This window comes from Streptomyces sp. NPDC016309, from assembly GCF_043077235.1.
Taxonomy (GTDB): domain Bacteria; phylum Actinomycetota; class Actinomycetes; order Streptomycetales; family Streptomycetaceae; genus Streptomyces.
This window is the reverse complement of the sequence record NZ_JBIBSG010000007.1, coordinates 344,566-367,300: the sequence shown is the minus strand read 5'-3', so window position 1 is coordinate 367,300 and position 22,735 is coordinate 344,566. Positions and strand designations below refer to the sequence as shown.

21 protein-coding genes are annotated in these 22,735 nt (G+C 71.3%); 13 read left to right on the top strand and 8 right to left on the bottom strand.

All coding sequences use genetic code 11. From position 1 onward, the window contains the following. The first annotated feature begins 198 nt into the window (after positions 1–198). Together ACF068_RS20290 and ACF068_RS20285 are read left to right on the top strand one after the other, a co-directional pair. Positions 199–840: a GntR family transcriptional regulator gene (locus ACF068_RS20290; RefSeq protein WP_392275632.1), complete on the top strand. Its 642-nt coding sequence runs from the start codon at positions 199–201 to the stop codon at positions 838–840. Then, positions 837–2,144, top strand: a complete 1,308-nt coding sequence (locus ACF068_RS20285; protein WP_392275631.1) for a nitrate/nitrite transporter — start codon at positions 837–839, stop codon at positions 2,142–2,144. The genes ACF068_RS20290 and ACF068_RS20285 overlap by 4 nt, the downstream gene beginning before the upstream one ends. 68 nt (positions 2,145–2,212) lie before the next feature. On the opposite strand, the gene ACF068_RS20280 is transcribed toward ACF068_RS20285, so the two are convergent. Beyond that, a complete protein-coding gene (locus ACF068_RS20280; protein ID WP_392275630.1) occupies positions 2,213–3,037 on the bottom strand; it encodes a maleylpyruvate isomerase family mycothiol-dependent enzyme in 825 nt (274 codons plus the stop codon). Positions 3,038–3,205: 168 nt separating this feature from the next. Between ACF068_RS20280 and ACF068_RS20275 the strand changes: the two genes are divergently transcribed. After that, complete coding sequence (locus ACF068_RS20275; RefSeq protein WP_392275629.1) at positions 3,206–4,012, top strand: carbon-nitrogen family hydrolase; 807 nt, start codon at positions 3,206–3,208, stop codon at positions 4,010–4,012. A gap of 71 nt (positions 4,013–4,083) precedes the next feature. On the opposite strand, the gene ACF068_RS20270 is transcribed toward ACF068_RS20275, so the two are convergent. After that, positions 4,084–4,566, bottom strand: coding sequence for an LURP-one-related/scramblase family protein (locus ACF068_RS20270; protein WP_392275628.1), 483 nt, complete (start codon positions 4,564–4,566; stop codon positions 4,084–4,086). A gap of 108 nt (positions 4,567–4,674) precedes the next feature. On the opposite strand from ACF068_RS20270, the gene ACF068_RS20265 reads away from it, so the two are divergent. Then, positions 4,675–4,836: a hypothetical protein gene (locus ACF068_RS20265; protein ID WP_392275713.1), complete on the top strand. Its 162-nt coding sequence runs from the start codon at positions 4,675–4,677 to the stop codon at positions 4,834–4,836. A 34-nt stretch (positions 4,837–4,870) separates the two neighbouring features. Continuing rightward, on the top strand, positions 4,871–6,436 hold the full coding sequence (locus ACF068_RS20260) for a recombinase family protein (RefSeq protein WP_392275627.1): 1,566 nt from the start codon (positions 4,871–4,873) through the stop codon (positions 6,434–6,436). 315 nt (positions 6,437–6,751) lie between these two features. Here the strand turns inward: ACF068_RS20260 and ACF068_RS20255 are convergent, their stop codons facing one another. Further along, positions 6,752–7,531 carry a helix-turn-helix domain-containing protein gene (locus ACF068_RS20255; RefSeq protein WP_392275626.1) on the bottom strand — a complete coding sequence of 260 codons (780 nt, stop codon included), beginning with the start codon at positions 7,529–7,531 and terminating at the stop codon, positions 6,752–6,754. Positions 7,532–7,868: 337 nt separating this feature from the next. On the opposite strand from ACF068_RS20255, the gene ACF068_RS20250 reads away from it, so the two are divergent. From ACF068_RS20250 to ACF068_RS20240, 3 genes are all read left to right on the top strand, one after another. Further along, positions 7,869–8,327 carry a glycine-rich domain-containing protein gene (locus ACF068_RS20250; RefSeq protein WP_392275625.1) on the top strand — a complete coding sequence of 153 codons (459 nt, stop codon included), beginning with the start codon at positions 7,869–7,871 and terminating at the stop codon, positions 8,325–8,327. Between the two features lie 92 nt (positions 8,328–8,419). Continuing rightward, positions 8,420–9,097, top strand: a complete 678-nt coding sequence (locus ACF068_RS20245; RefSeq protein ID WP_392275706.1) for a class I SAM-dependent methyltransferase — start codon at positions 8,420–8,422, stop codon at positions 9,095–9,097. Between the two features lie 90 nt (positions 9,098–9,187). Further along, on the top strand, positions 9,188–11,047 hold the full coding sequence (locus tag ACF068_RS20240; RefSeq protein ID WP_392275624.1) for an NHL domain-containing thioredoxin family protein: 1,860 nt from the start codon (positions 9,188–9,190) through the stop codon (positions 11,045–11,047). 3 nt (positions 11,048–11,050) lie between these two features. On the opposite strand, the gene ACF068_RS20235 is transcribed toward ACF068_RS20240, so the two are convergent. From ACF068_RS20235 to ACF068_RS20225, 3 genes are all read right to left on the bottom strand, one after another. After that, positions 11,051–11,422: a hypothetical protein gene (locus ACF068_RS20235; RefSeq protein ID WP_392275623.1), complete on the bottom strand. Its 372-nt coding sequence runs from the start codon at positions 11,420–11,422 to the stop codon at positions 11,051–11,053. Between the two features lie 80 nt (positions 11,423–11,502). Next, the gene (locus ACF068_RS20230; protein ID WP_351810706.1) at positions 11,503–11,727 is read right to left on the bottom strand and encodes a DUF6458 family protein; all 225 of its coding nucleotides are present in this window, start codon (positions 11,725–11,727) and stop codon (positions 11,503–11,505) included. A 67-nt stretch (positions 11,728–11,794) separates the two neighbouring features. Then, entirely contained in the window at positions 11,795–13,087 is a 1,293-nt protein-coding gene (locus tag ACF068_RS20225) for a M18 family aminopeptidase (protein ID WP_392275622.1), read from the bottom strand. Between the two features lie 134 nt (positions 13,088–13,221). Here ACF068_RS20225 and ACF068_RS20220 point away from each other — a divergent pair, with 134 nt between their 5' ends. After that, on the top strand, positions 13,222–13,662 hold the full coding sequence (locus ACF068_RS20220; protein WP_392275621.1) for a DUF6083 domain-containing protein: 441 nt from the start codon (positions 13,222–13,224) through the stop codon (positions 13,660–13,662). A gap of 120 nt (positions 13,663–13,782) precedes the next feature. Here the strand turns inward: ACF068_RS20220 and ACF068_RS20215 are convergent, their stop codons facing one another. Beyond that, positions 13,783–15,609: an acyl-CoA dehydrogenase gene (locus tag ACF068_RS20215; protein WP_392275620.1), complete on the bottom strand. Its 1,827-nt coding sequence runs from the start codon at positions 15,607–15,609 to the stop codon at positions 13,783–13,785. 218 nt (positions 15,610–15,827) lie between these two features. On the opposite strand from ACF068_RS20215, the gene ACF068_RS20210 reads away from it, so the two are divergent. From ACF068_RS20210 to ACF068_RS20200, 3 genes are all read left to right on the top strand, one after another. Then, a complete protein-coding gene (locus tag ACF068_RS20210) occupies positions 15,828–16,277 on the top strand; it encodes an SseB family protein (protein ID WP_392275619.1) in 450 nt (149 codons plus the stop codon). Positions 16,278–16,512: 235 nt separating this feature from the next. Next, entirely contained in the window at positions 16,513–17,505 is a 993-nt protein-coding gene (locus tag ACF068_RS20205; protein WP_392275618.1) for a pirin family protein, read from the top strand. A 65-nt stretch (positions 17,506–17,570) separates the two neighbouring features. After that, positions 17,571–18,608 (top strand): AI-2E family transporter, encoded by a 1,038-nt coding sequence (locus ACF068_RS20200; protein ID WP_392275617.1) that lies wholly within the window; start codon positions 17,571–17,573, stop codon positions 18,606–18,608. A 133-nt stretch (positions 18,609–18,741) separates the two neighbouring features. Here ACF068_RS20200 and ACF068_RS20195 read toward each other — a convergent pair whose 3' ends face one another. Continuing rightward, entirely contained in the window at positions 18,742–20,826 is a 2,085-nt protein-coding gene (locus tag ACF068_RS20195; RefSeq protein ID WP_392275616.1) for a SpoIIE family protein phosphatase, read from the bottom strand. A 142-nt stretch (positions 20,827–20,968) separates the two neighbouring features. Here ACF068_RS20195 and aspS point away from each other — a divergent pair, with 142 nt between their 5' ends. Next, positions 20,969–22,735, top strand: coding sequence for an aspartate--tRNA ligase (aspS, locus tag ACF068_RS20190; RefSeq protein ID WP_392275615.1), 1,767 nt, complete (start codon positions 20,969–20,971; stop codon positions 22,733–22,735).

The window sequence follows — 22,735 nt, the reverse complement described above, 5'->3', positions numbered from 1 at the left end:
GGGCAACCAGTGCCCGATACAAGACCTCCGAGCGCCGCCGAAGGATGTACGGGAATCCGGATCGCGTGGGACGAGCGGGTCACCCTCGTGTGGGACGGGGGTCCCCCGGGGCGGTACCGGTGATCCGGAGTTGTGAGTTCCGTCCTACGGGTCCGTGAACGGCCCCTGATGCACCCCTCTTGTATCTATGCTGTGTGCATGCCTGCCGCCCCGCCCGCCGCCGACCGCGTCTACACCCACGTCAAGCAAGCCGTCCTCGACCGCCGCTACCAGGGCGGGACGCTCCTCACCGAAGGGGAACTCGCCGAGGCCGTCGGGGTGTCCCGCACGCCGGTGCGGGAAGCGCTGCTCAAGCTGGAGATGGAAGGGCTGCTGAAGCTCTACCCCAAGAAGGGCGCCCTCGTCCTCGCCGTCTCCGCCCAGGAGATCGCCGACGTCGTCGAAACCCGGCTCCTCGTCGAGGAGTTCGCCGTCCGCAAGGCGGTCCCCGCCCCGGCCTCGCTGCTGCGGCGCCTGGAGCGGCTGCTGGACGAGCAGCGGCACCACGCCGGCGCCGGCGACCTGGCCGCCGTCGCCGTCACCGACCGCGCCTTCCACGCCGAGATCGTCCGCCACGCCGGCAACGAGATCCTCTCGCGCCTCTACGACCAGATGCGCGACCGCCAACTGCGCATGGGCGTCGCCGTGATGGAGGCCCACCCCGACCGGGTGGCCAAGAACATCGCCGAGCACGCCGAGATCCTCGAAGCCCTCCGCGCCGGCGACACCGAAGGCGCCGCCCGCAGCGTCCACCGCCACGTCAGCCGCGTCAAGGTCCTGGTCAGGGGGGAGGACCGGTGAGCAGCCCGCCCTCCGCCACCGCCCCGCCCCACGACCCTCCCGGGGGCCGCCGCGCCGCCCTGGTGTGGGGCGTGGGCGTCTGCGTCTACCTCGTCGCCGTCATCTTCCGCACGTCCCTCGGCGTCGCCGGGCTCGACGCCGCCGACCGCTTCGGCGTCAACGCCTCCGCCCTGTCCACCTTCTCCATACTCCAGCTCCTGGTCTACGCCGGGATGCAGATACCCGTCGGCCTGATGGTCGACCGGCTCGGCACCAAGAAGGTCCTCACCCTGGGGGTGGTGCTCTTCACCCTCGGCCAGCTCGGCTTCGCCCTCTCCCCGTCGTACGGCATGGCCCTCGCCTCCCGCGCGCTGCTCGGCTGCGGCGACGCCATGACCTTCATCTCCGTCCTGCGCCTGGGCACGCGCTGGTTCCCCGCCCGGCGGGGGCCGCTGATCGCGCAGGTCGCCGGGCTCTTCGGGGTCGCCGGGAACCTCGTCTCGACGATCGTGATCGCCCGGACCCTGGACGGCCTGGGTTGGACGGCGACGTTCGCCGGCAGCTCCCTCGCCGGAGTGGTCGTCCTCGTCCTGCTCCTGCTGTTCCTCAAGGACCACCCCGAGGGCCAGGAGCCCGAGCCCGCCCACCACGCGGGCGCCGCCTCCGTCCGCCGGCAGATCGCCCTGGCCTGGAGCGAGCCCGGCACCCGCCTCGGCATGTGGGTGCACTTCACCACCCAGTTCCCCGCGATGGTGTTCCTGCTGCTGTGGGGGCTGCCGTTCCTCGTCGAGGATCAGGGGCTGTCCCGTGGGACGGCCGGCGACATGCTGACGCTGACCGTGCTCTCCAACATGGTGTTCGGCGTGACCTACGGCCAGGTCATCGCCCGGCACCACGGCGCCCGGACGCCCCTCGCCCTGGGGACGGTCGCGGCCACCGCCACCGTGTGGGCCGCCACCCTCGCCCATCCGGGCGACCACGCCTCGATGTGGCTGCTGACCACCCTGTGCGTCGTCCTCGGCGCCTGCGGGCCCGCCTCGATGATCGGCTTCGACTTCGCCCGGCCGGCGAACCCGCCCGAGCGGCAGGGCACCGCGTCCGGCATCGTCAACATGGGCGGCTTCACCGCCTCCATCACCACCCTGCTGGCCGTCGGCGTCCTGCTCGACGCCACCGGCGACGACTACCGGACCGCCTTCTCGTCCGTCTTCGTCCTCCAGGCCCTGGGCGCGGCGCAGATCGTCCGGCTCAGGGCCCGTACCGCCCGGCGGGAGCGGGACCGGCTGGTGGCCAGCCGCGTCGAGACCGTCCACGTCCCGGCCTGACCCCCGCGCCGGCCCGCGCCGGCCCGCGCCCGCGCCCGCGCCCGGGCCCGGGGCGGGGACCGGCGGGGTTACGGGGTGACCGCGAAGGAGGACAGGATCGCCTCCGCCAGCTCCTGGTCGCCGTCCACCTTCACCCGGTCCGCCACGGCCGCCGGCCGCACCCGCCCGCACGCCAGCCGGACGTACGTCTCCCAGTCCGTGGCGATCGTCACCGCCGGCCCCAGCGACGGCGCGCCGTCGACGGAACCACGCCCCTCGGCGTCCACCCGGACCGTCCGGAGGAACTCCACCGGACCGTGCACGTCGAAGACGACCGCCGTGTTCGGCGGCGCGCCCGCGTCCTTGGCGACCACCCTCGGCAGCACGGTCAGGAAGTTGTCCCGGGCGACGTACGCGCCGGGGGAGTCGAGGTTGCCGGGCACGCCGAGCGCGGTGCGCAGGTCCTGCTCGTGCACCCAGACGTCGAACGCGCGCATCCGGTAGGCCAGTTCCAGCGACTGCTGGGCGCCGAGCGGCGCGCGGATCAGGGTGTCGGGGGCGCGGTTCTCGTTGCGGAGCTGGCGGGCCCGGCGGATGAGCGTGTACTCCAGCTCGGCGGTCATCTCCGGCCCGGTGTGGTGCCGGCGCACATCGACCTGCATCTCCATGTAGCGCGCGAAGTCACTGCGCACGTGGTAGAGGTCGCGGGGCAGCGAGTGGATCGGGCGCGGGTCCCCGAGCATCTCGCACTCCATGCCGATCACGTGCGACACGATGTCGCGCACCGACCAGCCGGGGCAGGGCGTGGCGCGGTTCCACTCCCCCTCCACGAGTGGCTGCACCAACTCGGATATCGCTTCGATGGAGTGGGTCCAGGCGTCGGCGTAGGGCTGGAGGCTGGGATGGACGGTCACGGGACCCCTCGGGCATGTCGTACGCGGGCTGGGTGCTGCGGCGGCTACCGGGGGTCCGGGGGTGGCCCCCGGAGGGAAACAGTACGCTGCACGCGGGCACCCCGGCAGTGCTTTCGTGTGACGATCGTAGGCCCGTGTTGACGGCTCGAATGCCAGGACGGTGGTAGTGTGCGCGCCTCGCTGATCCAGATCGCAGTAGACCCGGACGAAACGCCGAATTCCCGCCGGGAGCGCGTCCGTTCCCTGGTGGCCGGGCAACGGGGGGTCGCCGACCTGGTGGTGCTGCCCGAACTGTGGCCGGTGGGGGCCTTCGCGTACGAGTCGTTCGAGAGCGAGGCCGAGCCGCGGACCGGCTCGACGTACCGGGCGATGGCCGGGGCGGCCGCGGAGGCGTCCGTCTGGCTGCACGCCGGCTCCTTCGTGGAACGCGCCCCCGACGGGACGCTGTACAACACCTCCCTGGTCTTCTCGCCCTCCGGCGACCTCGCCGCCGCGTACCGCAAGATCCACCGTTTCGGCTTCGACCAGGGCGAGGCCGTGATGATGGGAGCGGGCGACGAGCTGGTGACCGCGCCCGTGCCCGGCCTCCCCCTCGGCCTCGCCACCTGCTACGACCTGCGCTTCCCCGAGCTCTTCCGGGGCCTGGTCGACGCCGGCGCCCTGGCCTTCGCCGTCCCCGCCGGCTGGCCCGCCCGCCGCCGCGGGCACTGGACGCTGCTGGCCCGCGCCCGCGCGGTCGAGAACCAGGCGTACGTCCTCGCGTGCAGCACCGCCGGCACCCACGCGGGCGTGCCCCAGGCCGGCCACAGCCTGGTGGTCGACCCCTGGGGCGAGGTGGTCGCGGAGGCGGGCGAGGCGGAGGAGATCCTCACCGTGGACCTCGACCCGGCCCTCGTGGCCACCACCCGCGACCGTTTCCCCGCCCTCAAGGACCGCCGGCTGGGCACGCCCCCGCCCCCGCCCCCGCGCCCCTGACGCGCGGGTGCCGGGCGTCGCCGGGTGCCCGAGGCACGCGGCGCCCCGGCGCCCGGGCGCCGGCCGCGGGGTCAGTCCTTGTCCGCCATCCGGATCACGCACACCGCCACCGCGATCAGCAGCGCCGCGTCCGTGTCGTCGCGGACGACGTCGACCGCGTACGTGTCCCGTACCCGCAGCCACGCGCGCGTGATGCGGGCCAGCGGCTCGCCGTCCCGGCCGATCGTGAACTCCCGGTCCAGGATCCGCCCGCTGACGTCCAGCTCCGGCCCCTCCGCCAGTTCCACCCGGTAGTGGTTGCGCAGCAGCGACAGCCGCTTGCGGCGCACGGTCGCCAGCGTCCCGCCGTCCCGCTCCACGGTCATCGCCCCGCGCAGGCTCAGCACCTTCGCCCGCAGCGTCACCAGCACCCGGCCCGCCGGGTCCTTCAGCTCCAGCGTGTCGCGCAGCCGCAGCGCCTTGCCGTCGACGAGGAAGGCGTGCCGCCCGTTCTCGTCCTCGATCCAGTAGTCGTCGCCGATGGCGAAGATCTTGTCGCGTACCAGGTATTTCATGATGGATACGTACCCGCCCCCGCCGGGGACCGGCCCGTACGGCGGCGATCGTCACCCCCGCCGTACGGCCGTGACCGGGCGTTCACGACCGGATGGCAAGCTTGAACCATGAACGATGCCGCCCCGGCGCCCACCCCCGCGCCCCGCAGTGCCCGTGTCCGCGCCCCCGAGCTGATCGGCAAGGGCGGCTGGCTCAACACGGGGGGTGAACAGCTCACCCTGGCCGGCCTCCGCGGGCGCATCGTGATCCTGGACTTCTGGATTTCCTGAACCAATGTGAGCACTCCTCGCTAGCGTGGGGTACGTGCACCAACACACCACTGCCGACCTGTACTTGCGCCTTTCCCTGGACCGGGAGGGCAAGACCGCGATCGACCGCCAGGAAGCCGACTGCCGCGCATGGGCGGAGCGCAACGGACTGACCGTCCGCAAGGTCCACATCGACCGTGGACGTTCCGGCTACAAGAACGTCAGCCGCAAGGGGTTCGATGCGGCGATCACAGCAGCCACGGCCGGCGTCGTGGGCGTTCTGATCGTCTGGAAGCTCGACCGCCTGTCCCGCAAGGGCATCGGCGAGGTCGGCAAGGCGCTGGACGACATAGGACGGGTCGGCGGACGGCTGGTCTCCGTCATGGACGGCCTCGACACGAGGAACGACAGCGCCCGGGTCACCATCGCGATGCTGGCGGAACTGGCGCGCAACGAGTCGCGCAACCTTGGGATGCGCGTCGGCAACGCCAAGCGGTACCTACGGCAGCGGGGCCAGTGGATCGGCGGACAGCCGCCTTACGGGCTGCTGGTTGACCCGGAGGCGAAGAAGCTCGTCCACGACCCCGAGACCGCCGTCTACGCCCGCCTGATCGCCGACGAGGCGCTGTCCGGGAAGGCCCTCGTCCACATCGCCCGGCTGCTGAACGAGCACGGGGTGGAGTCCGCTCGTGGAGGCGAGTGGAACTCGTCCAGCGTCATGCAACTCCTCCGCTCACCGGCCTTCGCCGGGCTCATGCCGCAGACCGAGTATGAGGAGCAGCCGGACGGGACGCGGAAGTACATGAACCGGGTCTCCCCCTACCGGGACCCGGAGACGCTGGAGACCGTGAGCATCGGCGAGGGCATCATCACGCTCGGGGAGCGCGAACTCATCCTCCGCCAGCTCGAAGCGCGCACGTTCCCCCTGGCGGGGAAGCGGCACGGTCACAAGCAGGGGAAGTCTCTGCTCACCGGGATAGCGCGTTGTGGGCTCTGCGGGGCCCGGATGAGCAAGGCCGGCACGTCGTACCAGTGCTCCAGCCACCGGATGGGGCGAGGATGCTCCGGCGTATCGGCTCGGGTGGAGAGTATCGACGACTACGTGACCCGGGCGTTTCTCTCCCGCCTGCCATCCCTGGAGCCCCAGGACCCGCTGCTTGCCGTGATCGCCGACCGCTGGGTGCAGAGGGAGGACCCGGAGGTCTTCGCGAAGAGGGACGCGATCGAGGCGGAGATCGCGGACGAGGGGGCCCGCCTGGCGGACCTGGAGGAGGCCAGGTACGTCCGCGGCGAGTTCACCGGCGCAGACGCGATCGACCGGTACAACCGGCTCGCAGGACGACTTCGTACCCGGATCGAGGGACTGCGCGCAGATCTACTGCGGATGCCGACTCCTTCCGTGGACATCTCTCCTCTCCTGGATGCGGGTCTGCTTCGTGAAGCTTGGGAAGCCGATGATGCGGCCGGAAGACGTGGACGCCTTGGCCTCGCAATCGATCGAGTGGAAGTCCGGCGAGGCAGGGTGGGCGTGAGGTTCGACGGTGACGAGCGCTGCCGGATCGTCTGGGCGACGAGAGACGGTGCTGGGGCGGAGTCGGCGGGTGACGAAGTGACGGAATGACGGTCGAAGTCCACTACCTTTTTAAGAGATGTTCTGAGTCTCTATGGATGGAATAGAACTAAACGTCATTCCGTCACTTCGTCACTGGGGCGGCCCGAGGGTCGGCGCGAAGTTGCGCTGTGGTCACCATCCCGACCCTGGCCGCAGCTCGGAACGCGCACGCTGGGTGTGACCCCGATTTTCGGGCCCATCGTGGCCTCTGACCAGCGCATATCGACCGCCGAAGGCGCGAGAGCGGCACAGTTAACGCCCTGCAAAGCCCGCGGAAGGCCCCACCCCGTGGGGTCTTCGCCCCATCAGGTGCCCCGTCGGATGTCACTCCGGCGGCTGGCTGTACCTCTCCAGCGTCGCCTTGCTCGTGGACCGGTCCACCAGCCGCAGTTCCCAGGGGCCGGTATTCACGTCGAAGTCCTTGCCGAAGCCGACCCACTTTCCGGCCATGCGCCGTCCGGTCGGCTCGACCAGGAGTTGGATGGCCCCGTGGTAGCGGGCCCCGTTGTAGTAGCCGTCTGCGGCAGTCTGCTCGACCCACGTACCCGTGGCCACGTTGCGATCGACAGTGAGATCCAGCGTGAGCGGGCTGTCCGGGTTGCTGCTCGCCCCGGGCAGACTCTGAACGGTCAGCCGGTTCCCGTGCTGGACGATCACTACGTAGTGCTTGCCCTCGTGCGAGTCGCCCCGGCTCGAAGAGAAGAACTCGTAGCGGCTGAGCCACACTCCCGAAAACGTCTCCTCACCCGTCTGCGCGGTGGGCTGCGCGCCTACAGAGGCAGACGCGACACCGGTTGTGCCGGTCTCCATGTCATGCCCTCCCTTCCCGTCTGCGTGGACTCGTGCCGTCGGCACCGGCAGGGCGAACCCCAGTGCCTCGACCGGACGCCCAGTGACCCGTTCTAAGGCCCTGGCGTACACGCCCCGAGGCGTCTTGCTCGTGCCGGACTCCCAGCGCTGCACCAGCCGCTTGGAAGCCTCGTTCGGCTCCCCCAGTTCCGCACCTGCCCGGCGGAGCGCCTTGGCGAAGTCGTCTTGGCTTAAGCGCAGGCCGATACGCACGGCCCGCAGCACATCATTCGGCACCACGGCGGTCGTCGTCATGACGTCAAAGCTAGACCGAACAGCCATGCAATGACACCGGTTTGACGCCCTGGAGGGCGTCATTGACACCCCACTGAGTGACGCCCAGGCGACGCCCGAAGCGTCGTCGTTCCGACCGACCGGCGGCGGGAACATCGCTTCACCAACCGGACCGGGCAAGCGGAAGGCCAACGATGACCATGACCGTGCGGGTGTCTCGCGACTCCGGCCAGACGTTCGGCTCTGAAGTGATCTACCCCAGCAGCAGAGCCGAGAAGCCGTTGACCCCCATGGCCTCCGCCGCCTGGCCCCCCTGCAAGTGCCCCCGATGTTCCTCACAGACCAGGAAGGCACAGACGTGACGATCACCGACACGACGAAGACCGTGTACGACCTCATCACCCCGGAGCTGAGGGCCGACCTCATCACCATGGTCCGCGAGGACTCCTGGCCGGAGATGACCGACGACCAGGGCCAGCGCGGCGTCAACCAGGTGGCGGCCTTCCTCGCCGTCGCCGCGAACACCACGGAGAGGGCCACGCCCAGCCTTCGCGTGGACCTCTTCTGGCACGCACTCGTGCTCCACACCAAGGACTACGCCAGGGTCTGCGACGCGCTCGGCGGCGGATTCATCCACCACGTCCCCGACCGCAACAACGGCCACGACCCCGCCGAGGGCCGGGCCGCGATGCGTCGGACGGCCGAGGTGATCCGATCGGCCGGCTTCGACGTGGACCCGGAGTTCTGGCCGATCAACGGCGCAGCCGACTGCACCCAGAGCTACGCGGGCTGCTCCGACAGCCCCGTTGCCAAATAGCTCCGACTCAAGCGGAGCGACTGATCCACGAGAGCTTCAGCCGCCCGGTATCGTGCCGGGCGGCTGTCGCCGTGAACGAGAACGGACAGATAGTGACTGACGCTCGCAGCACCGCATGGGATGCCTACTCGCAGAGCAAGCCCCAGCGGCGGAAGACCAACGCCAAGGGCGAGACCACATGGTTCAACTGGACCCAGTACCCGGACCACGGCCCCAGGGCCGACGTGCTCAACCTCAACCCGGGAGACCGCGTGCTCGATCTCGGGTGCGGGTCTGGAGGGAACGCCGCTCATCTCGCAACGCTCGGCATGAAGTCCGTCGGGATCGACCTCTCCGCCAAGCAGCTCGACAAGGCACGCGAGCGGTGGCCGGGCGTGGACGGGATGGAACTCCACCAGGCCGACGCGCTCACCTATCTCGGAGACGCGTTCACGATCTTCGATGCGGTCTACAGCGTGTTCGGCGCTGCCTGGTTCACCGACCCCGGTCTTCTGCTGCCGATGGTTCACGCGAACCTCAAGCCGGGTGGCGTCTTCGCCTTCTCCCAGCGTCCCCCGGTTGAAGGGTGCTACGGCTGCCAGGCGTCATACATCCCGCGCGGGCCCGAAGAAGACCCCGCTGTCGTCAAGCGGTGGGACTACGAACCCGATGTGTGGGCGCTGATTCTCAAGGAACACGGCTTCGTGGACGTGTCAGCGTCCGTGCTTGCCCCACCCGCCGGGAGTCGGCGCACAGGAACCCTGTTCGTCCGGGGCGTCCAAGGAGGCTAGTCCGTGGTGGAGCGGATCCCGTAGCTGCGCAGGGCAACGGCGTCGTACGGTCGTGATCCGGTGTTCATGGGCCAATGGCAAGCTTGAAGGATGAACGATGCTGCCCCGGCGCCCACCCCCGCGCCCGCACCCCGCAAGCGTGCCCGTGTCCGTGCCCCCGAGCTGATCGGCAAGGGCGGTTGGATCAACACCGGCGGGAAGGACCTGAAGCTCGCCGACTTCCGAGGTCGCACATTGATCCTCGATTTTTGGACCTTCTGCTGCATCAACTGCCTGCACGTCCTCGACGAGCTGCGCGAGCTGGAGGAGAAGCACCGGGACACCGTCGTGATCATCGGCGTCCACTCGCCGAAGTTCGTGCACGAGGCCGAGCACCAGGCCGTCGTGGACGCCGTCGAGCGGTACGAGGTGCACCACCCCGTCCTCGACGACCCCGAACTCGCCACCTGGAAGCAGTACGCCGTACGGGCGTGGCCCACGCTGGTGGTGATCGACCCCGAGGGGTACGTCGTCGCCCAGCACGCCGGCGAGGGGCACGCCCGGGCCATCGGGACGCTCGTCGCGGAGCTGGAGGCCGAGCACGGGGCCAAGGGCACCCTGCGGCGCGGCGACGGGCCCTACGTCCCGCCGGAGCCGGAGGCCACGCACCTGCGCTTCCCCGGCAAGGCCCTGCTGCTGGACGGCGGCAACCTGCTGGTGACCGACACCACCCGCCACCAGGTGGTGGAGCTGGCGGCGGACGGCGAGACCGTCGTACGGCGGTTCGGCACCGGCGAGCGTGGCCTCACCGACGGCCCGGCGGAGCAGGCGCGGTTCAACGAGCCGCAGGGGCTGTGCCTGCTGCCCGGCGGCTCCGCGGCGCCCCGCGTGGTCGTGGCCGACACCGTGAACCACGCGCTGCGGCTGCTGGACCTCGCCACCGGGGAGGTGTCCACCCTCGCCGGGACCGGGGCGCAGTGGTGGCAGGGGTCCCCCACCGCCGGGCCCGCCCGCGAGGTCGCCCTGTCGTCGCCGTGGGACGTCGCCTGGTGGCGGGACGAGGTGTGGATCGCCATGGCGGGCGTGCACCAGCTCTGGGCGTACGACCCGGAGCGGGGCACCGTCCGCGTCGCCGCCGGGACCACCAACGAGGGCCTGGTCGACGGACCCGCCGACGAGGCCTGGTTCGCCCAGCCCTCCGGGCTCGCCGCCACCGCCGACCGGCTGTGGGTCGCCGACTCCGAGACCAGCGCGCTGCGGTGGGTCGACCCCGAGGGCACGGTCCGCACGGCCGTGGGCACCGGCCTGTTCGACTTCGGCCACCGGGACGGCGAGGCGGGCCAGGCGCTGCTCCAGCACCCGCTGGGGGTGACGGCCCTGCCGGACGGCTCGGTCGCCGTCTCCGACACGTACAACCACGCGCTGCGCCGCTACGACCCGGCGGCCGGCGAGGTCACCACCCTCGCCACCGACCTGCGGGAGCCGAGCGACGCGGTGCTGGTGGGCGACGACATCGTGGTCGTCGAGTCGGCCCGCCACCGGCTGACCCGGCTGCGGCTGCCCGAGGAGGCCGTCCAGGTGGACGCCGTCGCGCACCGCACGCGGCGCGAGGCGACCGAGATCGCGCCCGGCACGCTGCGGCTGGACGTGGTCTTCCGGGCGCCGACCGGGCAGAAGCTGGACGAGCGGTACGGACCGTCGACGCGGCTGCTGGTGTCGTCCACGCCGCCGGAGCTGCTGGCGTCGGGCGAGGGCACGGGAACGGACCTGTCCCGGGAGCTGACGCTGAACCCGGCCGTCACGGAGGGCGTGCTGCACGTCTCCGCCATGGCCGCCTCCTGTGACGACGACCCGGCCAACGAGTACCCCGCCTGCCACGTCCACCAGCAGGACTGGGGCGTGCCGGTGAAGGTCACGGAGTCGGGCGCGGGCCGGCTCCCGCTGATCCTCGCGGGCATGGACACCGCGTAGGGGTCAGTACGCCAGGCCCTGGTGCCGGGACGGTCTGCCCGCCGCCCCGTCCAGGCAGCCGGCCACCCAGGCCCCCGGGTCGTGGGTGGCCTTGCGGCCGCCGAGGCCGCCGTCCTCCAGCCGGGCGCAGCCGCCCGCCAGCAGGTCCCGCACCCGCTCGCCGGTCGGGTCGTGGTGGCGGGTGCGGTTGCCCTGGAGGTAACCCGCCTCGTAGGCGATGTCGCTGCCCCACGGGGGGCGTTCGCCGTACGCGCCGATCACCGTGCCGCCGACGGCCGCCGTGAGGGCCACGGCGGCCCCGGCGACGCTCCAGAACATCCGTCGCCGGGGACCCCGGTGGCGTACGTAAGCCGTGTGCTGTCCCAGCAGAACCATGCCGACACGGTGTCAGGCAGGGCCTTTCGCCGATGTTTCGCCGGCGGCCGTCCGCCGCCGGCCGGGTGTCCACGGCCGGCTCAGTAGCGCCGGTCGTCCGTGGGGTCGACCACCGTGGGGGCCACCGGCGGCACGACCGCCCGGCGGCGACGGGCGATGCTCGTGAACGTCGCGACACCGATGATGCCGACGGCCATGAGGATCAGCCCTACGAGGTCGAGGTTGACGCCCTGTGCTTCCCAGTCGGTCGCGAAGGTGAGGATCGCCCCGACCGCTATGAGAATGATGCAGCCACCCAGGCCCATGATTCCCGCCTCCTCGTTAGCGTAGGTGTTGCGGGTACCCCGCCCGGCAACACCTACGCGGGGAGGCCTACTTCAGGAACGCCACCAGGGCGTTGGCCAGGAGGAACGGGTCGTCGGCGCCGCACAGTTCACGGGCGCTGTGCATGGAGAGGATCGCCACGCCGATGTCGACGGTCCTGATGCCGTGGCGGGCGGCGGTGATCGGGCCGATGGTCGTGCCGCAGGGCATGTCGTTGTTCGACACGAACGTCTGCCAGGGCACGCCGGCCTTCTCGCAGGCGGCCGCGAAGACGGCCCGGCCGCTGCCGTCCGTCGCGTACCGCTGGTTGACGTTCACCTTGAGGATGGGGCCGCCGCCCGCGCGCGGGTGGTGCGTGGGGTCGTGGCGCTCGGCGTAGTTGGGGTGCACCGCGTGGCCGGTGTCGGAGGAGAGGCAGATCGTCCCGGCGAAGGCCCGGGCCCGGTCCTCGTAGCCGCCGCCCCGGGCGAAGACGGACCGCTCCAGGACGCCGCCGAGGAGCGGGCCCTGGGCGCCGGTGTCGGACTCGGAGCCGTTCTCCTCGTGGTCGAAGGCGGCGAGGACGGGGATGAACTCCGGGTCGCCGGCGGCCGCCACGGCGGCGAGCGCGGCCACGCCCGCGTGCACCGACAGCAGGTTGTCCATGCGCGGCCCGGCCAGCAGGTCGCGGTCCCGGCCCAGGTAGGCGGGCGCCTCCAGGGAGTGCACCATGAGGTCCCAGCCGGCCACGTCCCCGGCGGCCACGCCCGCCTCCCCGGCCACGAACCGGATCAGGTCGCCCTCGTGGACGTCGTCGCCCAGGCCCCAGATGGGCTGCATGTGCCGCTGACGGTCCAGCTTCAGGCCCTCGTTGACCTGCCGGTCCAGGTGGATCGCGAGCTGCGGCACCCGCATCAGCGGCCGGTCCACGCACACCAGCCGGTGCTCGCCGTCGCGCAGCGTCAGCCGGCCGGACAGTCCCAGGTCGCGGTCGAGCCAGGTGTTGAGCAGGGTTCCGCCGTACGTCTCGACGGCGACCTGCCGCCAGCCGTGCGCGCCCATGTCGGGCTGGGGCTTGACCCGCAGGTTGGGCGAGTCGGTGTGGGCGCCGATGATCCGGAACGGGGTGTGGGGTTCGGCGCCTTCCGGTACGTACCAGGCGATGATCGCGCCACCGCGGACGACGTACTTGCCGCCGCTCGTACCGTCCCAGGCGGCGGTCTCGTCGAGCTTCCGGAAGCCCGCCTTCTCCAGTCGTTCACCGGCGTTGGCGACGGCGTGGTACGGCGTGGGGGACTCCGCCAGGAAGGTCATGAGGTCGTCGGTGTGGCCGCGGTCGAAGCGGGGGGGTGAGCTGCTCATGGCCTTCACTTTACGGGCGGGTCAGTAGCGGGGGGCCGTCGTCGGCGGTCGATTGTCAGTGGTGGCTGCGACTATCGGAGGACGTAGCGGGACAGCAGTCCGCTGACTCGCCGGTCGCGACCGGAGGTGCACTGGTGACCACGACGACCACGCCCGTCTGTGCCGCATGTGAAACGCCCGGGGCCGAGTGGAGCGCCCCGCTGGGGATGCCGCTCTGCGCGGCGTGCACGACCGCCGCGACGGGCACCCCGGACCGGGACCCGGTGCGTCTGGGGGACATCCTGCCGGTGACGGCCGCGACGCTCCGCGCCTCGATACCCGCGCCGCGCCGGCCGGGTGCCGGTTCGCTGATGACCTGCCGGTTCTGCGGGGCGCGGGCCCGCTGGCACCGTACGGTCAACGGCCGCTGGGTGGCGATGGAGTTGGCGGAGCGGCCCACGGCGGGTGTCCCGCGCGGTGAGCGCTGGTTCGTCGCGGGTGACGGTACGGCGGTCAACCTGCGCGGGGCGGTGCCGTCGGACACGTGCCGGGTGAGTCACCGGTCGGTGTGCGCGGGCCGGCCGCCGGGCCGCTGACCGGTGGCGGCCCGCTGTACGGTGGCGGCCCGCTGAACGGTGGCGGCCCGCTGTACGGCGGCGGCCCGCCCCCGGGAGACCGGGGAGCGGGCCGCCGTGGACCGTGCGGTGACCTCGTGACTAGAACGCGGCCTCGTCCAGCTCCATGAGGGAGTTGTCGACGCCCTCGGCGATGGCGCGCTCGGTGGAGACGTTCGGCAGGATGTTCGCGGCGAAGAACTTCGCGGCGGCGATCTTGCCCTGGTAGAACGCCTTGTCCTTGGCGGAGGCGGTCTCCAGCTTCTCGGCGGCGACGGCGGCGCCCCGCAGCAGCAGGTAGCCGACGACCACGTCACCGGAGGCCATCAGGAGGCGGGTGGTGTTGAGGCCGACCTTGTAGATGTTCTTGACGTCCTCGCCGGTGGCGGTGAGGTGCGTCAGCATCGCGCCGACGATGGCCTCGAGGTCCACGGCCGCCTTGGCGAGCGCGTCGCGGGCCGGGGCCAGCTCTTCGCCGCCGGTGCCGACCGCCAGGAACTTCTTGATCTCCTCGGCGAGCGCGTTCAGGGAGGCGCCCTGGTCGCGGACGATCTTGCGGAAGAAGTAGTCCTGGCCCTGGATCGCCGTGGTGCCCTCGTAGAGGGTGTCGATCTTGGCGTCCCGGATGTACTGCTCGACCGGGTACTCCTGGAGGTAGCCGGAGCCGCCGAAGGTCTGGAGGGACTGGGCGAGCTGCTCGTAGGACTTCTCGGAGCCGTAGCCCTTGACGATGGGCAGGAGCAGGTCGTTGAGGCCGATGAGCGCCTTGGCGTCCTCGCCGGACGCCTCCTTGACCTGGATCTCGTCCTGGATCGCGGCGGTGTACATGACGAGGGCGCGCATGCCCTCGGCGTACGCCTTCTGCGTCATCAGCGAGCGGCGCACGTCGGGGTGGTGCGTGATGGTGACCTTGGGCGCGGTCTTGTCCATGAAGTTCGCCAGGTCGGGGCCCTGCACGCGCTCCTTGGCGTACTCCAGCGCGTTCAGGTAGCCGGTCGACAGGGTGGCGATCGCCTTCGTGCCGACCATCATGCGGGCGAACTCGATGATGCGGAACATCTGGCGGATGCCGTCGTGCTTGTCGCCGATCAGCCAGCCCTTGGCGGGGTGCTTGTCGCCGAAGGTCATCTCGCACGTGTTGGAGGCCTTGAGGCCCATCTTGTGCTCGACGTTCGTCGCGTACACGCCGTTGCGCTCGCCCAGCTCGCCGGTCTCCCAGTCGAAGTGGAACTTCGGCACGAGGAAGAGGGACAGGCCCTTGGTGCCGGGGCCGTGGCCCTCGGGGCGGGCGAGCACGTAGTGGAGGATGTTGTCCGACATGTCGTGCTCACCGGAGGTGATGAAGCGCTTCACGCCCTCGATGTGCCAGGAGCCGTCGTCCTGCTGGACCGCCTTGGTGCGGCCGGCGCCCACGTCCGAGCCGGCGTCCGGCTCGGTGAGGACCATGGTGGAGCCCCACTGCTTCTCGACCGCGATCTGGGCGATCTTCTTCTGGACCTCGTTGCCCTCCTCGAAGAGGACGCCCGCGAAGGCGGGGCCGGAGGAGTACATCCAGACGGCCGGGTTCGAGCCGAGGATCAGCTCCGCGTACGCCCAGATCAGGGAGCGGGGCGAGGTGGTGCCGCCGATCTCCTCGGGCAGGCCCAGGCGCCAGTACTCGGAGTCCATGAAGGCCTTGTAGGACTTCTTGAAGGACGCGGGGATCGGCGCGGTGTTCGTCTCGGGGTCGAAGACCGGCGGGTTGCGGTCGGCGTCCGCGAAGGACTCCGCGAAGTCGTTCTCGGCGAGACGGCGCATCTCGTCCAGGACGCTCTTGGCGGTCTCGACGTCCATCTCCTCGAACGGACCGGTGCCGTAGACCTTGTCGCGCCCGAGGACCTCGAAGAGGTTGAACTCGATGTCGCGGAGATTCGACTTGTAGTGCCCCATGGCGACGGCTCCGTAAGGCTCGGGGAGGCGGAATCCTCGTACACGTACCAGCTAGTAGCTACGATGATGCTACCCGTCGGTAATAAGAGCAACCCCTATCGGCCGATCTGTGACGTGTGACGCCCCGGCCCGCCGGCGGCCCACGGGGTGCCCGCCGGGGTGCGCGGGCCCCGGTACGGGCCGTACGGCGGCGGCCGCCGCTCGGTACGCTTACGCGCATGTACGGCTACGACCAGAACCAGGGTGCCCAGCAGCAGTACGCCCCCCAGCAGGGGTACGCGCAGCAGCCGCCGCTGTACCCCGAGCCGTCGCCGCCCTCGCTGGCCGATGCCGTGCGGGCGTTCACCACCGGCTCGCTGTCGGCCGAGGACTTCCAGCAGATCTTCGCCACCTCGAAGGTCTACTGCCCGCGCGGTGACAACCCGGGCTTTCTCGCGCTGCACAACACCCAGCAGCCGGTCATCCCGATGTTCACCTCGCTCAAGGAGCTGCGCCGGTACGCCGGCAAGGAGTCCAAGTACTTCGTGATCACCGGCGCCGAGGTGATCGACCTGCTCCCCACCGGGTACGGCTTCGTGCTCGACATGGAGGGTGACCACCGGATGGTGTTCGACGCCAAGGCCGTGGAGCAGATGGTCGACTTCGCCATGCGGCGGATGTACGGCTGACCCGGCCGTCCCCTCCGCGTTTCCGGAGCCGCGCGGCCGCACGGCCGCATGGCCGCACAGGAGCCGCCCCCCTCGGTGGGGGCGGCTCTTCGTGTGTGCGGTGGAGGGCGCCAGGTGCGAGGGGCGGGATGGGCGGTACCCGGGGGAATGCAGGGGCGGGAGGGGGTGTTCCCCTGGCAAGAAGTTCAGTATTCAACTAAAGTGGGTGTACGCCGCCCCGAGGAGGACCCACGCCATGCCTGCCGTAACCGTCGAGAACCCGCTCACCCTGCCGCGCGTCGACGCGCCCACGGGTGCCGTGCCGCGCCAGGTGCTGGCCGTGACGACCGCGCCCAGCGGCTTCGAGGGGGAGGGCTTCCCGGTGCGCCGCGCGTTCGCCGGGATCAACTACCGCCACCTCGACCCGTTCATCATGATGGACCAGATGGGGGAGGTGGAGTACGGGGTCGGCGAGGCCAAGGGCACCCCCTGGCACCCCCACCGCGGCTTCGAGACCGTCACGTACCTGATCGACGGCACCTTCGTCCACCAGGACAGCAACGGTGGCGGCGGCACCATCCGCAACGGCGACACCCAGTGGATGACCGCCGGGTCGGGGCTGCTCCACATCGAGGCCCCGCCGGAGCACCTGGTCATGTCCGGCGGCCTCTTCCACGGCCTCCAGCTCTGGGTGAACCTGCCCGCCAAGGACAAGATGATGGACCCCCGCTACCAGGACATCCGCGGCGGCCAGGTGCAGCTCCTCACCTCCCCCGACGGCGGCGCGCTGCTGCGCGTCATCGCCGGCGAGCTCGACGGGCACGAGGGACCGGGCATCACCCACACCCCCATCACCATGGTCCACGCCACGCTGCGCCCGGGCGCCGAGATCACGCTGCCCTGGCGGCAGGATTTCAACGGCCTCGCGTACGTCCTGGCCGGGCGCGGCTCCGTGGGCGGGGAGCGCCGGCCGGTCCACATGGGCCAGACGGCCGTCTTCGGCGACGGCGGCTCGCTGACCGTCCGCGCCGACGACCGGCAGGACGGCCACACCCCGGACCTGGAGGTCATCCTCCTGGGCGGCCGGCCGATCCGGGAGCCGATGGCGCACTACGGGCCGTTCGTGATGAACACCCAGGCCGAGCTGAGGCAGGCCTTCGAGGACTTCCAGGCCGGCCGGCTCGGCCGCGTTCCGGCCGTCCACGGGATGCAGGACGGCATCGGCCCGGAGATCACCCCCGGCGCCTGACGCGACCTCACCCGGCCGGGGCCCGCCCAGCGGCGGGCCCCGGCCGCGCATGGTGCCGTGGAGGCGTGCACACCCTCCCCGAGCCCGTCCGGCGCCTCGCCGCCTGGTGCGTCGTCGTCCTGCTGCTCACCGGCGTCGGGGCGGTCGGCGTATGGCTGTGCGTGACCTTCCGGACCGCCGTCACGCCCGTCCTGCTCGCCCTGCTCGGCACCGCGCTGCTCGGGCCGCTGTACCGGCGGCTCGTCGCCATGAAGGTCCAGCGGTCCCTGGCGGCCGGCCTGACCTGCGCGGCCGCCGTCGCCGTCGTCGGCGGCGCCGGCTACATCGTGGTCGCCGCGCTCATCGACACCGGCGACCAGATCGTCGCCTCGCTGCGCCGCGCCGCCACCGACCTGGCCGAGCACCTCGGCCCGGCCGGCACCTCCCTGGACGACCTGGCCGGCAACGCCAAGGAGCTCCTCGGCAAATTCGGCGGCACGGCGGCGTCCGGCGTCATCAGCGGGCTCAGTGTCGTCGGCGAGGTGATCGCCATGGCCGTCCTCGCCCTGCTCCTGGTGTTCTTCTTCCTCCGCGACTCCGGCCGGGCGCTGCGCGCCCTGCGCTCCCTCGCGCCGCACGGCAGCGCCGACCACGCCGAGGCCGTGGCCCGCCGCGCCTTCGGCGCCGTCGAGGGCTTCATGCGCGGGACGACGTTCATCGCCCTGATCGACGCCCTCCTCATCACGACGGGCCTGCTGATCCTGCGCGTCCCGGGCGCCGTGGGGCTGGGCGCCCTGGTCTTCGTCGGCGCGTACGTCCCCTACCTCGGAGCGTTCCTGTCCGGGGCGGTCGCGGTCCTGGTGGCGCTCGCCGACCGGGGCGTGGCCATCGCCCTGTGGACGGCGGGCGTCGTCCTCGCCGTCCAGGTGATCGAAGGGCACGTCCTGCAACCGGTGATCCAGAGCCGTACGGTCCAGATGCACCCGGCCGTCGTCCTGCTCGCCATCACCGCCGGGGCGTCCGTCGCCGGGATCCTCGGCATGCTGCTGGCCGTACCGCTCACGGCCGCCGCGTTCGGCGTGATCGGCGAGGAGCGCAAGCGCTACACACACCCCGGCCCCTGACGGCCCCCGGCCGGCCCTCCCGCCCGGGCCCGAGCCGGCCGCCCGAGCCCGCCCCGCGACGCGCCCGGGCGCGCGACGCCGCCCCGCGAGGCGCCCGCCCCGCGACGCGCCCCTGCGCGGCCCGTCGGCCGGCCTAGGGCTCGCCGTCCCGGTCCTCGTGGAGCTCGAACCAGATGGACTTGCCCTCGCCCCGGGGGTCGACGCCCCACTCGTGCGCCAGCATCTCCATGAGGATCAGCCCGCGCCCGGACGACGCCATCTCGCCGGGCCGGCGACGGTGCGGCAGCTCGTCGCTGGCGTCCGCCACCTCCACCCGTAGCCGCCGCTTGCCGTGGTCCCCGGTCGCCTCCGCCACCAGCAGCGCGTCCCCGTCGGTGTGCACCAGCACGTTGGTGACCATCTCGGACACCATCAGGACCGCCGAGTCGACCTGTTCCGGGTCCGCCCAGTCGTGCAGCAGCTCCCGCAGGTGCTGCCGGGCGGCGGCGATCCGCTCCGGCTCCGCCTGGGCGATGGTCATCGCGGTGCGCCGGGCGGCGGCCGTCCGGAGCTGCTCACCGGTCCGGGACAGCAGCAGCACCGCGATGTCGTCCTCGCGGCGGTCGGCCAGCGGCCCGGTGGTGTGGTGCGAGCCGGGCCCGTGCACCGCCTGCACCAGGCTGTCGGCCAGCGCCTCCAGCGACTCGCCCTCCGTGTCGTGCCGCTCCAGCAGCGTGCGGATGCGCGTCCAGCCGGTCTCCAGGTCGTGCCCGCCGGTCTCCAGGAGCCCGTCCGTGCAGATCATGAGCGTCTCGCCCGGTTCCAGGGTGAGCCGGGTCGTGGGGTAGTCCGTGTCCGGGACGATGCCCAGGGGCAGCCCGCCCGCCGTCGGCCGCAGCATCACCGTCCCGTCGGCCATCCGGATCGCGGGGTCGGGGTGGCCCGCCCGCGCGATGTCCAGCGTCCCGGTCGCCGGGTCCACCTCCAGGTACAGGCACGTCGCGAACCGGGCCGCCCCGTGGTCCCCCTCCGCGCCGTCCGTGATCCCGTACAGGAAGCGCGACGCGCGGGACAGCACCGCGTCCGGCCGGTGGCCCTCCGAGGCGTACGCGCGCAGGGCGATCCGGAGCTGGCCCATCAGCCCGGCCGCCCGGACGTCATGTCCCTGGACGTCGCCGATCACCAGCGCGATGCGCCCCCCGGGTAGCTGGATCATGTCGTACCAGTCGCCGCCGACCTGGAGCCCGCCGCCGGTCGGGACGTACCGCGCGGCCACCTCCATGCCGGGAATGGCCGGACCCAGGACCGGCATCATCGTGCGCTGGAGGCCCAGGGACAGCTCCCGCTCCGACTCGGCGACCCCCGCACGCGCCAGCGCCTGCGCCAGCATCCGGGCCACGGTCGTCAGGACGGACCGCTCGTCGGGCGTGAACGACACGCGGTACCGGAACGCCGCCATCCAGGCCCCCATCGTGCGCCCCGCGACGATCAGCGGCAGGAACGCCCACGACTCCCTGCTGAAGCGCTGCGCCAGCGGCCAGGTCGCGGGGAACCGGGCCCGGTACTCCTCCGGGGTCGGCAGGTAGATCGCCCGGCCCGTCCGCACCACCTCGGCGGCCGGGTAGTCGGTGTCGAGCGGCATGTCGGAGAACGGGCCGTCGTCGCCGGTGTTGTGCCCGTGGTGCCCGATGATCGTCAGCCGGTCGCCGGAGACGCCGAAGACGGCCAGCCCGTCGGGGGAGAACCCGGGCATCGACAGCGAGGCCGCCACCCGCAGCACCTCGGCCGTGGACCGCGCCTCCGCCAGCGCCCGTCCCGCGTCCAGCAGGAACGCCTCGCGCGAGCGCCGCCAGTCGCCGGTCACGGGCGTCCGCGCGGCCGTGCCGGGCTGGGGCTCGGCGACCTCCTGGAGGGTGCCCACAAGCTGGTAGTCGGTGCCCTCGATGAACGGCTTCGACCGGCTGCGTACGGTACGGATCACCCGCCCGTTCTCGTCCATGATCCGCAGCCTGGCCTCGGCGAGGGTGCCCTCCGCCACGGCGAGGTTCACGACCCCGTCGATCTCGTTCCAGTCGACGGGGTGGAACCGCGAGCGCACGGCGGCCTCGGTCAGCTCGACCGGTTCCGCGGGCAGCCCCAGCAGCCGGGCCGCCTCCGCGTCCAGCGTGACGATCCCGGAGGCGTTGTCCCAGCGCCATAGGCCGGTCGCGATGGCGGCCAGGACGTCCTCGGTGCGCATTGCCCCACTCTAAGAAGATGTACGGATCAGCCGCCACCGAACCGACCGGGCGTATCGGACGTCGATCTTGAGCGGCCCGGTACTCTGGGGGAGGTTTCACGTGAAACACAGCCCCCGATCCGCGAAGACTGGATGAACGACGATGCATCGGTACAGGTCCCACACCTGCGGCGAGCTCCGCGCCTCTGACGTCGGCACCGACGTCCGGCTGAGCGGCTGGCTGCACAATCGGCGAGACCTGGGCGGCATCCTCTTCATCGATCTGCGCGACCACTACGGCATCACGCAGCTCGTCGCCCGTCCCGGCACCGCCGCGTACGAGGCGCTCGACAAGCAGACCAAGGAGTCGGTCGTCCGCATCGACGGCAAGGTCGTCTCCCGCGGTGCCGAGAACATCAACACCGAACTCCCCACCGGTGAGATCGAGGTCGAGGTCTCGGAGGTGGAGGTCCTCGGCGCCTCCGCCCCGCTGCCCTTCACGATCAACACGGACGACGGCGTCAACGAGGAGCGGCGCCTGGAGTACCGCTTCCTCGACCTGCGCCGCGAGCGCATGCACCGCAACATCATGCTGCGCAGCGCGGTCATCGCGTCCATCCGCTCCAAGATGGTGGCCCTCGGCTTCAACGAGATGGCCACCCCGATCCTCACCGCGACCTCCCCCGAGGGCGCCCGTGACTTCGTCGTCCCGTCCCGTCTGAACCCCGGCAAGTTCTACGCGCTGCCGCAGGCGCCGCAGCAGTTCAAGCAGCTCCTGATGATCTCCGGGTTCGACCGCTACTTCCAGATCGCGCCCTGCTTCCGCGACGAGGACGCCCGCGCCGACCGCTCGCCGGGCGAGTTCTACCAGCTCGACGTCGAGATGAGCTTCGTCGAGCAGGAGGACGTCTTCCAGCCGATCGAGAAGCTGATGACCGAGCTCTTCGAGGAGTTCGGCGGCGGCCGCCACGTCACGTCGCCGTTCCCGCGGATCCCGTTCCGCGAGTCGATGCTCAAGTACGGCAACGACAAGCCGGACCTGCGCACCGACCTGGAGCTCGTCGACATCACCGATGTCTTCGAGAACTCCGAGTTCAAGGCGTTCGCCGGCAAGCACGTCCGTGCCCTGGCCGTGCCGAACACCGGTGACCAGCCGCGCAAGTTCTTCGACGGCCTCGGTGACTACGCCGTCTCCCTCGGCGCCAAGGGCCTGGCCTGGGTCCGCGTCGGCGAGAACAACGCCCTCACCGGCCCGATCGCCAAGTTCCTCACCGAGGAGAACGTCAAGGTCCTCACCGAGCGCCTGGGCCTGGAGCCCGGCCACGCCGTCTTCTTCGGCGCGGGTGAGTTCGACGAGGTCTCCAAGATCATGGGCCCGGTCCGGGTCGAGGCCGCCAAGCGCGCCGGCCAGTTCGAGGAGAACGTCTTCCGCTTCGCCTGGATCGTCGACTTCCCGATGTACGAGAAGGACGAGGACACCGGGAAGATCGACTTCTCCCACAACCCCTTCTCGATGCCGCAGGGCGGCCTGGAGGCCCTGGAGACCCAGGACCCGCTGGACATCCTCGGCTGGCAGTACGACATCGTCTGCAACGGCATCGAGCTGTCCTCCGGCGCGATCCGCAACCACGAGCCCGACATCATGTTCAAGGCCTTCGAGATCGCCGGCTACTCCCGCGAGACCGTCGAGACCGAGTTCGCCGGCATGCTCCGCGCCTTCCAGTACGGCGCCCCGCCGCACGGCGGCATCGCCCCCGGCGTCGACCGCATCGTCATGCTCCTCGCCGACGAGCCCAACATCCGCGAGACGATCGCCTTCCCGCTCAACGGCAACGCCCAGGACCTGATGATGGGTGCCCCGACGGAGCTGGAAGAGGCCCGCCTCAAGGAACTGAACATCGCGCTCCGCAAGCCGGTCGCGGACAAGTAG